Raw genomic sequence first — 13,851 nt, 5'->3', positions numbered from 1 at the left:
CTTCCCTTTGGGTGTTTATAGTTAGTTACTCAGAGTATGACTTAGAGCAACAGTCTCACTCGTGCTTATTTTTGCAGTAGAGAGATGTCAGCAATCTGTAGGAACAGGTTACGTAGGTTGTTCAGTAGCGTTAGACGGTTCTTCTTAAGCGCTTCATCATCAGCCATAACCATTACGTTATCGAAGAATGCATCAACTGGTTCGCGTAGGTCAGCAAGTTTGCTTAGGGCTTCTTGGTAGTTACCTGTTGCGAATGCTGGCTCTAGTGCTTCCGTCATGACTTCAACGTTCTCAGCCAGTGCTTTCTCTGCGTCTTCTTGAAGAAGCGTTAGGTCGATTTCTGCTGGTAGTTCGCCATCGAATTTCGCAAGGATGTTACCTACACGTTTGTTCGCTGCTGCTAGTGCTTCTGCTGCTTCCAGTTCACGGAAGTGAGAAACCGCTTTAACACGTTGGTCAAAGTCAGCTGGCTTAGTTGGACGACGTGCTAGTACCGCTTGGATGATATCAACGCTGAAACCAGCATCTTGGTACCATGCGCGGAAACGACCTAGCATGAAGTCGATAACGTCAGCTTCTACGTTGTCGTTGGTTAGCTTGTCGCCTAGTAGCTCTTTCGCTTTACCGATAAGGTCTGTTAGGTCTAGGTTGTAGCCGTTTTCAACGATGATACGAAGCACACCGAGTGATGCACGACGTAGAGCAAATGGGTCAGAACCTTTTGGTGCTTGGCCAATACCGAAGATACCTACGATAGTGTCTAGCTTGTCTGCCATTGCAACTGCTGAAGAGATGCCTGTGCTTGGTAGGTCGTCACCCGCGAAACGAGGCATGTACTGCTCGTAAAGTGCTAGTGCAACTTGCTCGTCTTCACCATCGTGAGTTGCGTAGTGCATGCCCATTACACCTTGTGTATCCGTAAATTCGAATACCATTGATGTCATTAGGTCACACTTAGCCAGTAGGCCAGCACGCTTAGACTTTTCAACGTCAGCATCGATTTGCTCAGCAATGTAGCCAGCAAGTTCTGTGATGCGGTCTGTTTTGTCTTTGATCGTACCCAATTGCTTCTGGAAGATAGCTTGGTCTAGTTCAGCAAGACGGTCGATAAGCGGGCGCTTACGGTCTGTGTTGAAGAAGAATTCAGCATCAGCAAGACGCGGACGTACCACTTTTTCGTTACCTTCGATAACGTGACGAGGCTCTTTAGACTCGATGTTTGATACGAAGATGAAGTTTGGTAGTAGTTTCTTGTTGTCATCGTAAACAGGGAAGTACTTTTGGTCACCTTTCATGGTGTAAACCAAAGCTTCAGAAGGAACTTTTAGGAACTCTTCTTCGAACTTCGCTGTAAGTACTACTGGCCATTCAACCAGAGACGTTACTTCTTCAACAAGGTCATCTTCTAGGTCAGCTGTACCGCCAACCGCAGCTGCCGCTTTTTGCGAATCAGCAAGGATGATCGCTTTACGCGCTTCGTAATCCGCCATTACTTTACCGCGCTCTTCTAGGATCGCAGGGTATTGGTCAGCAGAATCGATTGTGAACTCTTGTTCGCCCATGAAACGGTGGCCACGGATAGTACGAGCAGATGCTACGCCTAGGATTTCGCCTTCAACAAGCTCATCACCTAGTAGTACTGTCAGTGTTTTCACTGGACGGATAAATTGAATGTCTGAGTTACCCCAGCGCATTGCTTTAGGAATTGGTAGGCCAGCTAGTGCTTTCGCAGCGATGTCCATCACCAATTCTTGAACAGGTTTGCCAGCTACTTCTTGTTTGAAAAGAAGCCACTCGCCTTTGTCTGTTTTCAGACGGTCAGCTTGCTCAACAGTAATACCGTTACCACGAGCCCAACCTTGTGCTGCTTTGGTCGCGTTGCCTTCAGCATCGAATGCAACAGAAACAGCAGGGCCACGCTTCTCAACCACTTTGTCTGCTTGGCCTTCAGCCAGTGCAGTTACTTTAAGTGCTAGACGACGAGGTGCTGCGTACCACTTGATGCCTTCGTGAGAAAGTTCAGCCGTTTTAAGGCCTGCTTCAAAGTTAGAAGCAAATGCTTCTGCTAGAGAACGAAGTGCTGTTGGTGGAAGCTCTTCCGTACCCAGTTCAATTAGAAAATTCTTCGCCATGATTATTTATCCTTCTTACACATTGGGAAGCCAAGCGCTTCACGTGACGCGTAGTACGCCTCAGCAACTGATTTAGTCAGGTTGCGGATACGAAGGATGTAACGTTGACGCTCTGTTACAGAGATAGCTTTGCGCGCATCAAGGATGTTGAATGCGTGACCTGCTTTTAGAATGCGCTCGTAAGCTGGAAGCGGCAGTGGCTTCTCAAGCTCAAGTAGCTCTTTACACTCTTTCTCGCACTGGTCGAAGAAAGTGAATAGGAAATCTACGTCTGCGTGCTCGAAGTTGTACGTTGATTGCTCAACTTCGTTTTGGTGGAAGATGTCACCGTAAGTCACGTTAGAACCGTCTGGTGCTACGTTCCATACTAGGTCGTAAACAGAATCTACTTCCTGGATGTACATTGCTAGACGCTCGATACCGTAAGTGATCTCGCCAGTTACTGGCTTACACTCAAGGCCGCCAACCTGTTGGAAGTAAGTAAACTGAGTTACTTCCATGCCGTTTAGCCATACTTCCCAACCAAGGCCCCATGCGCCTAGTGTTGGGTTTTCCCAGTTATCTTCAACGAAGCGAATGTCGTGAACAAGTGGGTCAACACCAAGAACCTCTAGGGAGCCTAGGTACAACTCTTGGATATTGTCTGGCGATGGTTTTAGCGCTACTTGGAATTGGTAGTAGTGCTGCAGACGGTTAGGGTTTTCACCGTAACGGCCATCGGTCGGACGACGAGAAGGTTGAACGTAAGCTGTAGACATTGGCTCTGGGCCAAGTGCTCGTAGACATGTCATTGGGTGAGAGGTGCCTGCACCTACTTCCATATCTAGAGGTTGAACAATGGTACAACCGTTTTGAGCCCAGTAATCCTGCAGCGCGAGGATCATTCCCTGGAAGGTTTTGATATCGTATTTTTGCATAGTCAGGTTCGCGCGATTCTTTTAAATGAATGAGAAAAATAACTTCTGAGTATACCGAGATATTCGTAAAGCGAGTAGGGGTAATCTTGTTTAATTAGTGGTCTAAAATGTCGTTTAGTGGATTTTTTTGCCTTTAATGTTTGTTTTTCGGCACAAGTGGATATTTTGATAAGTTTGACACTTGTGTTTGAAAGCGTGGGTGATTAAAATCTCGCGGTCTTTGGGGAGTAGCTTACTTATTCATATCCTATTGAATGAGTTCGTTCGTCAACATAATTGATGCAAAATCATCATGGCGTTCGAGGCAACCACCACCTTGGTGGCGCTTAGCAAGACCTTAGACAAGCATCGTGAACCGGGATGGGGCGCGAGGTTTGTCTTTGGTTAAATATAATAATCTCCATCCCAAATGAGCATGTCGTGAGCGTTTTAGCAATTTCAATTACAACTGTCGCCTTAGCCGAGATCGGTGATAAGACTCAGTTGCTATCTCTTTTATTAGCCAGTCGATATCGCAAGCCGATACCTATCATCGCGGCTATCTTCTTTGCCACCATTGCCAATCATGCCCTTGCTGCATGGCTCGGGGTTGTGGTCGCCGACTATCTTTCACCTGAAGTATTAAAGTGGGTGCTGGTGGTCAGTTTCATCGCTATGGCGGGCTGGATTCTGATTCCGGATAAGTTGGATGACGATGAGCAGATCTCGAATCGAGGCCCGTTTGTCGCCAGTTTCATCGCCTTCTTCATTGCTGAGATCGGTGATAAAACCCAGATCGCAACCTCCATTCTAGGGGCTCAATACTCTGATGCATTAACGTGGGTGATTCTGGGTACTACGATCGGTATGTTGCTGGCGAATGTGCCAGTGGTGATCATCGGTAAGCTGTCTGCGGATAAGATGCCTCTTGATCTGATTCGTAAGATCACAGCCTTACTATTCGTGGGCTTAGCTATCGCTGCGGCTTTCTATTAGTAGCCGGTATTGAGTCTTATTATACTCAATCAGTAGAGTAATGTGTTGTAGGTCATACTCTTAAAGTATTGTGGGGTTTATCGAGCGAATGGACATATAACTGTCATACTTGTCATGATATTTTAATCTTGTGAGTTAAGAACACGAGGGCATGATTATGTTGACGCGTTATATGGGTATTACTCCACAAAGCCAAAGTTATCTATTTACTTTTGGTCTTGCACTTACACTATTAGGCATGGTGTTGACGGACATGTGGCTGCCAATGGTCGCGGGTGCCATCATCATGACTGCACTTGCGGTTGAGGCTTGGATTCGGGTCGCGCATATTATTCCGATGCGCAAAGATATCCGAGAAATTCAGCATCAGCTGGAGCATCTGCAAAACAAATCTAGAAGCGAATAAACAAAAAGCCGCTCGTACTCTGAGTTCTGTTTAAGAACATAAGGTACGAGCGGCTTTTTTGATACTTGATAGTCGGTGGGGCGTTACGCCTCCAATCCCTTTCTGATCAAATACTGGTAAGGCAACGTTTCTGTTGCTTGGCCTACCAACTGGTGATCCATGAATCGACAAAAGCTCGGAATATCTCGAGTTGTCGAAGGATCGTCAGCTTTTACCAGTAACACATCGCCATCCTGCATGTTTCTAATTGTCTTCCTGACCATCATTACTGGTTCCGGGCAACGCAGGCCTTCAGCTTCTAAAGTATGGGTTGCCAGTTCAGGTTTGAATGTCATGGTTTGTATCTCTATATCTATCTAACGAGTGAATAATACGTCTGCAGAAAAAATATGCAATAAGTGCTTGGCAAACAGAATCATTTCCTATAACTTAGTTAACAAGTTGATAACAACTTGAAACAAAGGCAACTAGCTAAGGAGTGGCGATGTTGACAGGATTAGATAGATTAACAATTTATTCGGTTCTCTGTTTTATTTCTTTTTGTGCGTTAGTACTACGCTCATCGACAGAGACCTCACTGATGCCTATTTTTGGCATAGTAGCAACGATTATTGGTATTTGGGTAGAGATGCGCCGTTGGCAAGGCATAGCCGAAGAGCAAGAGCACTAACCCGAATACAGCAAGCGAATTCCGATACGACAACATTCCGACACTATCCCCAAATTTTCTTGGGCTTCCCCGCGTAATTGCGGGATTTTTTTTATCTAAAGCATGCTATAAACAACTTAGTGACTAATGGCAATCGTATACAGCTAGGTAAGTGGCGTGGAATTAGAAGACATCTATCGTAGAGACCTTAATTTATTGGTCGCTTTAAAGGTATTGATTGAAGAGGGCAGCGTAAGCCAGGCCGCGCTTCGTCTTAACTTAAGCCAGTCGGCAACCAGTCGAGTACTAGGGCGTTTAAGAGAATTACTCAACGATCCGCTGTTTACACGCCAAGGTCAGCACCTTATTCCTACCAAGAAAGCACTCGAGATCAGCCAGCGTATTGATCAGCCTTTGGAGTCTTTTCGCCAATTGCTGAGTCCGAGTGACTTTGATCCTTACTATTGCAGCGAACGTTTTCTGATCGCAACCACCGACTATGCGATGCAAACCATCTTGCCTTATGCGTTGCCGAAGATTTATGAACAAGCACCCAATATATCTTTGGAGTTTGCTCCGTTGCAGCATGAGCATTTGTTTAAACAACTCAGCACCGAACGCGTTGATATGGCGATCTGTCGTCCGAGTGGCAGCATTGCACCACTTCATCAAGAGGTCTTGGGGCCGGTTGGTGTGTCGTGTCTGTTATCTAAAAACCACCCGTTGGCGGATCAACCTTTAAGCCTTGAAGACTATGTGTCACTCCCGCACGCGATGATTGCGATCAGTGATGGTGTTAAGGCTTTATTAGACAATGCCTTAGCCAATCAACAACCACGAAAAATGGTGTTGCGTGCTTATCACCTTGAAGCTGCATTGGCGATTGTCGATAGAATGCCATTAGTGATTACGGTACCTGCTGATTTGGCTTATTTGGTGGCTGAGCGTTATGACTTGGTTGTTAAGCCATTACCATTTGAATTCATGCCGTTTGATTACTCACTGATCTGGCATTCGCGTTGCGATTCTTCTGCTTCACAACAATGGTTAAGAAGAGTGGTAAAAGAGGAGTGTGGTGAGTTGATTCAAAAACGGATTGCGGATGTCGGTTTGGGTTAACCGGGGCTGGGTTCACGGACCTGAATGACAAAAACGCAAAAGGGCTGATAAAAATCAGCCCTTTGTTGTTTTGGGTTATTCAAGCCTAAAGTTGTTGCTTAAGGTTTGATAACTTTATGTTTGAGAACCTATAGTTTAATGACTACGCGACCAGTGATTTGACCGTTAGTGATGTCTTCTGCTGCTTGAATTGCACCGTCTAAAGACACTTCTTTGGTTGCTTGAGCGTAGAAAGATTCTGGTAGTAGCTCAGCCAGTTGTTCCCACGCTTTAATACGTTTTTCACGAGGGCACATTACAGAATCAACACCTTGTAGGCGAACGTTACGCAGAATGAATGGCATTACCGTAGTTGGTAAGTCAAAACCGCCTGCTAGACCACACATCGCAACCGCACCGTTGTAATCAATTTGCGCTAACACTTTCGCAAGCACTTTGCTGCCTACCGTATCGATAGCGCCAGCCCACAATTGTTTTTCTAGTGGTTTTGCTGGTTCTTCTAGTTCAGCACGCTCTACAATGCGTGTCGCGCCTAGTGATTTAAGTAGTTCACCGTTTACAGAAGCACGGCCAGTCACTGCTGCCACTTTGTAGCCCAGTTGGTTTAGTAGAGTGATAGATACGCTACCTACGCCGCCACTTGCACCTGTTACTAGGATTTCACCGTCTTCTGGCTTGATGCCTGCATCTACGATAGCTTGCACACAAAGCATTGCTGTGAAGCCTGCTGTACCGATCGCCATGACTTTCTTAGCGTCTAGACCTGCAGGCAGTGGCACTAACCAATCACCGTTTAGGCTCGCTTTCTCAGCCATGCCGCCCCAGTGACCTTCACCAACACCCCAACCCGTTAGCACAACTTCGTCGCCTGCTTTGTAGCGTGGATCATCAGATTGTGAAACCACACCTGAAAGGTCGATACCAGGAACCATAGGGAAGTTACGAACAATGCGCCCTTTACCTGTAATCGCCAAACCATCTTTGTAGTTCAAAGAAGAGTAGCTAACATCAATCTTCACGTTACCTTCTGGTAATTGAGACTCTTCAATTTGAGAAACTGACGCGATAGTTTTTTTGTCTTCTTGGTTTAGTACAAGTGCTTTAAACATGATCTGCTCCGTGGAGGAATATTAGGAAACTGAAGTAACTTTAGTTGAATCATCCGAGAAAAAATAATGAAACATCAACATTGAATATATGCGTTTTGTGCATAGATGTCAGAGTTGGTTTTTCTCTCGTTGAGTTCGCTGAACGCAACCGATGCATTGTTGGATGCCAAGTAATAAAAAGTGCAGCTATATAAATATAGCTGCACAAAAGATTACCCTTCAAGTATTACAGTCAGTAAACGCTATGGGCGTTCAAATACCGTTGCAATACCTTGGCCTAAACCAATACACATAGTCGCCAGGCCGTATTTCACGTCTTGGGCTTCCATCAGGTTGATTAGCGTCGTCGAGATACGAGAACCAGAACAGCCTAGTGGGTGACCAAGAGCAATGGCACCGCCGTTAAGGTTTACTTTCTCGTCAACCACATCCAGTAAACCTAGGTCTTTCGCACATGGAAGAGATTGAGCAGCAAACGCTTCGTTCAGCTCAATCACACCCATGTCTTCAATCGTTAAACCTGCACGCTTCAGCGCTTTTTGGGTTGCTGGTACTGGGCCATAACCCATGATTGAAGGATCGCAGCCAGCGATAGCCATAGACTTCACGCGAGCGCGAATCTTAAGGCCAAGTGCGTTGGCTTTCTCTTCGCTCATGATAAGCATTGCAGAAGCGCCATCAGACAGAGCTGATGAAGTACCTGCTGTTACTGTGCCGTTTGCTGGGTCAAACACCGGACGCAGCTGAGATAGGCCTTCAACTGTTGTCTCTGGACGAATGACTTCGTCGTAATCCAGAGTGAACAGAGAACCGTCTGCAGCGTGAGCTTCTGTCGGTAGGATTTCATTCTTGAAACGACCTTCAACAGTAGCTGCTTGAGCGCGAGCATGTGAGCGTGCTGCGAATGCGTCTTGGTCTTCACGGCTGATACCGTGCATTTTACCTAGCATCTCAGCCGTTAGACCCATCATGCCGGCCGCTTTTGCTACGTGTTTTGACATGCCAGGGTGAAAATCAACACCGTGGTTCATTGGTACGTGGCCCATGTGCTCCACACCACCAATCAGACAGATTTCAGCGTCACCAACCATGATAGAGCGGGTTGCATCATGCAGAGCTTGCATAGATGAACCACATAAACGGTTGACTGTTACCGCACCAATCTCAATCGGTAGACCAGCAAGCAAGGCAGCGTTACGTGCAACGTTGAAGCCTTGCTCTAGCGTTTGTTGTACACAGCCCCAGTAAATATCTTCAATTTCGACAGGGTTTACTTCTGGGTTGCGCTCTAAAATGCCTTTCATCAAATGTGCCGACAGATCTTCAGCACGAGTGTGACGGAAAGCTCCACCTTTGGAACGTCCCATTGGGGTACGAAGGCAATCAACAACAACTACATTTTTCATTTTGCTATTCCTTTTCCAAATGTGGGTTACAGAGAACTGGCTTGTTGGCTGTCGTAAAAGCTTTCGCCCTTCGCTGCCATATCAAGCAATAGTTGAGGAACTTGGTACATTGCACCTAAGTCTTGGTAGCCTTTCGCCATTTCAACGAAGTTACCAATACCCACACTGTCTAAGTAGCGGAATACGCCGCCTCGGAATGGAGGGAAGCCTAAACCGTAAACCAGTGCCATATCCGCTTCTTGCGGTGTCGCGATAATGCCCTCTTCTAGACAAAGCACTACTTCGTTGATCATTGGAATCATCACACGTTGGATAATTGTCTGGTCATCAAAGTCTTGCGGCTGTTGGCACACGTCAGCCAAGATAGGAAGAATCTCTTCAGAGAAGGTCTTCTTAGGACGACCGCGTTTGTCTACGCTGTATGTGTAGAAACCGCTGCCGTTCTTCTGGCCGTATTTTTCAGCGACATAAAGCGCGTCGATCGCATCACGACCTTCTTTGCCCATACGCTCTGGGAAACCTTGCGCCATTACGGCTTGTGCGTGGTGTGCTGTATCTAGGCCCACAACGTCTAGCAAGTATGCTGGGCCCATTGGCCAACCGAACTTACGCTCCATCACTTTATCGATCTTAGTGAAGTCAGCACCGTCGCGTAGCAACATGCTGAAACCGCCAAAGTAAGGGAAAAGTACACGGTTAACGAAGAAGCCTGGGCAGTCGTTAACAACGATAGGAGATTTACCCATCTTCGCAGCGTAAGCGACTACGCGATTGATTGTTTCTTCTGAAGTGTGCTCACCACGGATGATCTCAACCAAAGGCATGCGATGCACAGGGTTAAAGAAGTGCATGCCACAGAAGTTTTCTGGGCGCTTCAAAGATTTCGCTAATAGGTTGATTGGAATCGTTGAGGTGTTTGATGTAAGAACTGTATCTTCACCCACGAGACCTTCAACTTCACTCAGCACTGCTGCTTTTACTTTAGGGTTTTCTACAACGGCTTCCACAATCACATCTGATTGCTCAACACCTGCATAATGCAGACTTGGAGTAATAGAAGACAGAATGCCTGCCATCTTGAATCCATCTAGGCGACCGCGTGATAAGCGTTTATTCAACAGCTTAGAAGCTTCGTTCATACCAAGATCAAGAGACGCCTGTGCAATGTCTTTCATCATCACTGGCACGCCCTTCAATGCTGACTGGTAAGCAATACCGCCGCCCATGATGCCAGCACCAAGTACTGCAGCACGTTCAGTCGCTTTATTTGCAGATTTACCAGCCTGTTTTGCTAAGCCTTTAATATATTGGTCATTTAAGAACAGACCAACCAGTGCTTTCGCTTCTTCAGATTTTGCTAGCTTAACGAAGTGTTTACGTTCGATGTCGAGTGCTGCATCGCGATCGCTACGTGCTGCTTCTTCAATCGCAATCACAGAAGTAATTGGAGCTGGGTAGTGAGGCCCTGCTTTTTGAGCAACTAAGCCTTTAGCCATGGTAAAGCTCATCATCGCTTCGAGTTTGCTTAGCGAAAGCGCTGATGTTTTTTGTTTACGGCGTAATTGCCAGTCTAATTTTTCATTAGCAGCCAGAGAAACGGTGTTGATTGCCGATTCTAGTAACTGGTCTGTTTCAACAATCGCATCTAACAAGCCAACTTTAAGCGCTTCATCTGCACGGCATGCTTTGCCTTGTGTGATAATTTCCATTGCGCTGTCAGCACCGATAACACGAGGTAAGCGCACACAACCACCAAAACCAGGCATGATGCCAAGTTTGGTTTCAGGTAGGCCAATGCTGGTGGTCTTGTCACCGATACGGAAATCAGTAGCGAGTACACATTCACAGCCGCCGCCAAGGGCATGGCCACGCATCATTGAAAGAGTTGGGACAGGAAGGTCTTCGAGCTTGCTGAAGATTGAATTAGCGAATCTTAACCATTCATCAAGTTCTGCTTCTGGCTTAGCAAATAGGCCAAGAAATTCAGTGATGTCTGCGCCTACAATGAACGCGTCTTTGTTTGAAGTTAAGATTAAACCACGTAATCCAGCGTGAGCATTAAGAGCATCTAACGCTTTATCTAGTGATTCTAAAGTAGCAAGGTCGAGTTTGTTTACAGAGGCTGGTGCACAGAAGCTTAATTCCGCAATACCATCTTGTAATTCCTTTACCTGTAGGGTGTTAGCTTGGTAAATCATTGTCTATCTCCATGACATACAATCCACGATTGTTTGAGAGAATCTTGTTATCTTTCTATTATTGTAGAATACCTGGTAAGACCAGTTATCTTAGTCTGTACCTCTGCTTGATTAATTTCAATACATTTTTTAAACAATTGTTTAACATTGTGCGATAGCACAGATCCTCTAACCCTTATTATTCACGCGTGATACACTTCTCCGCTCTTATTTACTAAGTTAACGATATGAATGAACAGCCCTATTTAATACCGTCAGCGTCAGCTCTGTTTGAAGAAGAGATAAAAAAGAGCGTCTTTATTACGCACCTTGCTCATACACCAAGTATAGAAACTGCTAAACAATTCGTAGAGCAGGTAAAAAAAGAGCACTCTTCAGCACGACATAACTGCTGGGGGTTTGTGGCTGGGCGACCTGAAGACTCAATGCGATGGGGCTTTAGTGACGATGGTGAACCCTCTGGGACTGCTGGTAAGCCCATCTTGGCACAACTATCTGGGTCTGGTGTTGGCGAGTTAACGGCTGTGGTCACTCGTTATTCTGGTGGAATCAAGCTTGGTACCGGTGGTCTGGTTAAGGCTTATGGTGGTGGCGTGCAACAAGCTCTCAAGCTGCTTCAAACTATCGAGAAAAAAATAACCACAAAATTACGGCTAGAGTTAGACTATGGCTTTGTGCCGATCGCACAATCCATTATGGCTCAGCATCAGGCTGTTGAGGTCCAAGCGGATTATGGTGTTCAAGTTGAGCTTATTATTGAAATAGAGCTCCTTCAGGTAGATTCGTTTACCCAAACCATGATCAATAAAAGCGGTGCTAAGGCACTGGTAACGAAAGTCAAAGACAACTAGGAAGTGTGAAGCATTTCGCTTCGTTCAATAGCTCATGCAATTTCGCTCAATTATTCGAATCGTCGGATTATTATTAGCACTTTTTAGTGTATCAATGCTTGCTCCTGCGCTCGTCGCACTGATCTATCGAGATGGTGCGGGTGTGCCATTTGTGACGACCTTCTTCGTTCTCTTATTCTGTGGAGCAACTTGCTGGTTTCCAAACCGACGTTATAAGCATGAATTGAAAGCGCGCGATGGCTTTTTGATTGTTGTTCTGTTTTGGACGGTAATCGGTAGTGCGGGTGCGCTGCCGTTTTTGATCGCCGATAACCCCAATGTGTCGGTAACCGATGCTTTCTTCGAATCCTTCTCTGCATTAACTACCACCGGCGCGACTGTGATTGTTGGCCTTGATGATCTGCCTAAGGCGATTCTGTTTTACCGTCAGTTCCTACAATGGTTCGGTGGTATGGGTATCATCGTATTAGCGGTAGCCATCCTCCCTGTTCTGGGTATCGGTGGTATGCAGCTATATCGTGCTGAAATCCCGGGTCCAGTAAAAGATAGTAAGATGACTCCGCGTATTGCTGAAACGGCAAAAGCGCTTTGGTACATCTATCTGAGTCTAACGATTGCTTGTGCAGTAGCGTTTTGGCTTGCTGGGATGAGCTTCTTTGATGCCATCAGTCATAGTTTCTCTACTATTGCGATTGGTGGCTTCTCTACTCACGATGCGAGCATGGGGTATTTCAATAGCCCTGCGATCAACATGATTACAGTCGTGTTCCTTCTTATATCCGCATGTAACTATTCGCTTCACTTTGCTGCGTTTGCTTCTGGTGGTGTACATCCTAAGTATTACTGGAAAGACCCTGAATTCCGCGCCTTTATCTTTATTCAGGCGGTCTTGTTCTTAGTTTGTTTCTTATTACTGCTTAATCACCACTCTTATGACTCGTATTACGATGCCTTTGATCAAGCCTTGTTCCAAACAGTATCTATATCTACGACAGCAGGCTTCACCACTACTGGTTTCTCCGAGTGGCCATTGTTCTTACCTGTTCTGCTTCTGTTCTCTTCTTTTATAGGGGGCTGTGCAGGTTCAACGGGCGGTGGTATGAAAGTCATTCGAATCTTACTGCTTACTCTGCAAGGTGCTCGTGAAATGAAGCGTCTTGTTCACCCTCGTGCTGTCTATACCATCAAGGTTGGCGGTTCTGCACTGCCACAACGTGTTGTTGATGCAGTTTGGGGTTTCTTCTCTGCTTATGCCTTGGTTTTTGTGGTTTGTATGTTGGCTCTTATTGCAACCGGTATGGATGAGCTGAGTGCTTTCTCTGCCGTAGCGGCAACATTGAATAACCTTGGCCCGGGCTTGGGTGAAGTGGCAATGCACTTCGGCGATGTGAATGACAAGGCTAAGTGGGTGTTGATCGTATCTATGCTGTTTGGTCGTTTAGAGATATTCACCTTATTAATTTTATTGACCCCTACGTTTTGGCGTAGCTAAGGACAACATTGTGGCAAAAGCTCTATTTTTGTATTCAAGCCGTGAAGGGCAGACCAAGAAAATCTTGAACTATATAAAAGAAGAAATGAATGAGTTCGAATGTGAGCTTCAAGATCTGCACACTATTACTAGTGTCGACTTTGCTCAATACGACAGAGTTTTGATTGGCGCATCTATTCGTTATGGCCACCTTAATAAGAAGCTATATCAGTTCATTGATGCCAACCTTGCTCAGCTGCAATCAAACAAGGTCGCTTTCTTCTGCGTTAACTTAACGGCTCGTAAAGAAGACCAAGGTAAAGATACCCCTGAAGGTAGCGCTTATATTAAGAAGTTTCTTCTTAAGTCACCGTGGCAGCCAACTTTGATCGGTGTATTCGCGGGGGCTCTCTATTACCCACGTTATAACTGGTTCGATAAAACCATGATTCGCTTCATTATGAATATGACAGGTGGAGAAACGGATACAACCAAGGAAGTTGAGTACACAAACTGGGAAAAAGTCTCTTTATTCTCTAAGAAACTACAAGAGATGTAAGAGAAAAGCCTACTTTTGAGGCGTTTTGAGTTCTTTTTAATCGAACGAATAAAAAAACG

At 45.7% G+C, this 13,851-nt stretch carries 13 protein-coding genes and 1 riboswitch; of the genes, 7 read left to right on the top strand and 6 right to left on the bottom strand.

All coding sequences use genetic code 11. The features are described from left to right. Nucleotides 1–65: 65 nt before the first annotated feature. Nucleotides 66–2,132, bottom strand: coding sequence for a glycine--tRNA ligase subunit beta (glyS, locus tag MSG38_RS22150; protein WP_050622178.1), 2,067 nt, complete (start codon nt 2,130–2,132; stop codon nt 66–68). A gap of 2 nt (nt 2,133–2,134) precedes the next feature. Continuing rightward, nucleotides 2,135–3,049, bottom strand: a complete 915-nt coding sequence (gene glyQ / locus MSG38_RS22145) for a glycine--tRNA ligase subunit alpha (RefSeq protein WP_017632669.1) — start codon at nt 3,047–3,049, stop codon at nt 2,135–2,137. Nucleotides 3,050–3,259: 210 nt separating this feature from the next. Then, a riboswitch (yybP-ykoY riboswitch) is annotated at nt 3,260–3,435 on the top strand. 34 nt (nt 3,436–3,469) lie between these two features. Between glyQ and MSG38_RS22140 the strand changes: the two genes are divergently transcribed. Together MSG38_RS22140 and MSG38_RS22135 are read left to right on the top strand one after the other, a co-directional pair. Further along, on the top strand, nt 3,470–4,024 hold the full coding sequence (locus MSG38_RS22140) for a TMEM165/GDT1 family protein (protein WP_017055491.1): 555 nt from the start codon (nt 3,470–3,472) through the stop codon (nt 4,022–4,024). A gap of 151 nt (nt 4,025–4,175) precedes the next feature. After that, nucleotides 4,176–4,430 (top strand): hypothetical protein, encoded by a 255-nt coding sequence (locus tag MSG38_RS22135; RefSeq protein WP_017058818.1) that lies wholly within the window; start codon nt 4,176–4,178, stop codon nt 4,428–4,430. 83 nt (nt 4,431–4,513) lie between these two features. Here MSG38_RS22135 and tusA read toward each other — a convergent pair whose 3' ends face one another. Further along, nucleotides 4,514–4,765, bottom strand: a complete 252-nt coding sequence (tusA, locus tag MSG38_RS22130) for a sulfurtransferase TusA (protein WP_004736675.1) — start codon at nt 4,763–4,765, stop codon at nt 4,514–4,516. A gap of 149 nt (nt 4,766–4,914) precedes the next feature. Here tusA and MSG38_RS22125 point away from each other — a divergent pair, with 149 nt between their 5' ends. Together MSG38_RS22125 and MSG38_RS22120 are read left to right on the top strand one after the other, a co-directional pair. After that, nucleotides 4,915–5,100 carry a hypothetical protein gene (locus MSG38_RS22125; RefSeq protein WP_004736674.1) on the top strand — a complete coding sequence of 62 codons (186 nt, stop codon included), beginning with the start codon at nt 4,915–4,917 and terminating at the stop codon, nt 5,098–5,100. A gap of 156 nt (nt 5,101–5,256) precedes the next feature. Then, nucleotides 5,257–6,198 (top strand): LysR family transcriptional regulator, encoded by a 942-nt coding sequence (locus MSG38_RS22120; protein ID WP_004736673.1) that lies wholly within the window; start codon nt 5,257–5,259, stop codon nt 6,196–6,198. A 128-nt stretch (nt 6,199–6,326) separates the two neighbouring features. Here the strand turns inward: MSG38_RS22120 and MSG38_RS22115 are convergent, their stop codons facing one another. From MSG38_RS22115 to fadB, 3 genes are all read right to left on the bottom strand, one after another. Further along, complete coding sequence (locus MSG38_RS22115; protein ID WP_248402632.1) at nt 6,327–7,307, bottom strand: MDR family oxidoreductase; 981 nt, start codon at nt 7,305–7,307, stop codon at nt 6,327–6,329. Nucleotides 7,308–7,549: 242 nt separating this feature from the next. Further along, a complete protein-coding gene (gene fadA, locus MSG38_RS22110) occupies nt 7,550–8,713 on the bottom strand; it encodes an acetyl-CoA C-acyltransferase FadA (protein WP_017058821.1) in 1,164 nt (387 codons plus the stop codon). A gap of 26 nt (nt 8,714–8,739) precedes the next feature. Beyond that, a complete protein-coding gene (gene fadB, locus MSG38_RS22105) occupies nt 8,740–10,911 on the bottom strand; it encodes a fatty acid oxidation complex subunit alpha FadB (RefSeq protein ID WP_086971988.1) in 2,172 nt (723 codons plus the stop codon). Between the two features lie 227 nt (nt 10,912–11,138). Here fadB and MSG38_RS22100 point away from each other — a divergent pair, with 227 nt between their 5' ends. Genes MSG38_RS22100 through hemG form a run of 3 tightly spaced genes read left to right on the top strand, consistent with a single transcriptional unit; the run spans nt 11,139 to nt 13,792 of the window. Beyond that, nucleotides 11,139–11,762, top strand: coding sequence for a YigZ family protein (locus MSG38_RS22100; protein WP_060983439.1), 624 nt, complete (start codon nt 11,139–11,141; stop codon nt 11,760–11,762). Between the two features lie 34 nt (nt 11,763–11,796). Continuing rightward, nucleotides 11,797–13,254, top strand: coding sequence for a TrkH family potassium uptake protein (locus MSG38_RS22095; protein WP_017077285.1), 1,458 nt, complete (start codon nt 11,797–11,799; stop codon nt 13,252–13,254). 10 nt (nt 13,255–13,264) lie between these two features. Then, complete coding sequence (gene hemG, locus MSG38_RS22090; protein ID WP_048611256.1) at nt 13,265–13,792, top strand: menaquinone-dependent protoporphyrinogen IX dehydrogenase; 528 nt, start codon at nt 13,265–13,267, stop codon at nt 13,790–13,792. The last annotated feature ends 59 nt before the right edge of the window (nt 13,793–13,851 follow it).

The organism is Vibrio sp. 1CM24A (assembly GCF_023161725.1).
GTDB lineage: Bacteria > Pseudomonadota > Gammaproteobacteria > Enterobacterales > Vibrionaceae > Vibrio > Vibrio coralliirubri.
The sequence above is the reverse complement of the archived record's forward strand: the minus strand, read 5'-3'. Positions and strand labels throughout refer to the sequence as shown.

What these genes read in the sequence shown, in the direction of transcription:
- MSG38_RS22115 (WP_248402632.1), bottom strand. Translation starts at nt 7,307, where the DNA reads ATGTTTAAAGCACTTGTACTAAACCAAGAAGACAAAAAAACTATCGCG.
- MSG38_RS22125 (WP_004736674.1), top strand. Translation starts at nt 4,915, where the DNA reads ATGTTGACAGGATTAGATAGATTAACAATTTATTCGGTTCTCTGTTTT.
- MSG38_RS22095 (WP_017077285.1), top strand. Translation starts at nt 11,797, where the DNA reads ATGCAATTTCGCTCAATTATTCGAATCGTCGGATTATTATTAGCACTT.
- fadA (WP_017058821.1), bottom strand. Translation starts at nt 8,713, where the DNA reads ATGAAAAATGTAGTTGTTGTTGATTGCCTTCGTACCCCAATGGGACGT.
- glyQ (WP_017632669.1), bottom strand. Translation starts at nt 3,049, where the DNA reads ATGCAAAAATACGATATCAAAACCTTCCAGGGAATGATCCTCGCGCTG.
- fadB (WP_086971988.1), bottom strand. Translation starts at nt 10,911, where the DNA reads ATGATTTACCAAGCTAACACCCTACAGGTAAAGGAATTACAAGATGGT.
- tusA (WP_004736675.1), bottom strand. Translation starts at nt 4,765, where the DNA reads ATGACATTCAAACCTGAACTGGCAACCCATACTTTAGAAGCTGAAGGC.
- MSG38_RS22135 (WP_017058818.1), top strand. Translation starts at nt 4,176, where the DNA reads ATGATTATGTTGACGCGTTATATGGGTATTACTCCACAAAGCCAAAGT.
- MSG38_RS22100 (WP_060983439.1), top strand. Translation starts at nt 11,139, where the DNA reads ATGAATGAACAGCCCTATTTAATACCGTCAGCGTCAGCTCTGTTTGAA.
- glyS (WP_050622178.1), bottom strand. Translation starts at nt 2,132, where the DNA reads ATGGCGAAGAATTTTCTAATTGAACTGGGTACGGAAGAGCTTCCACCA.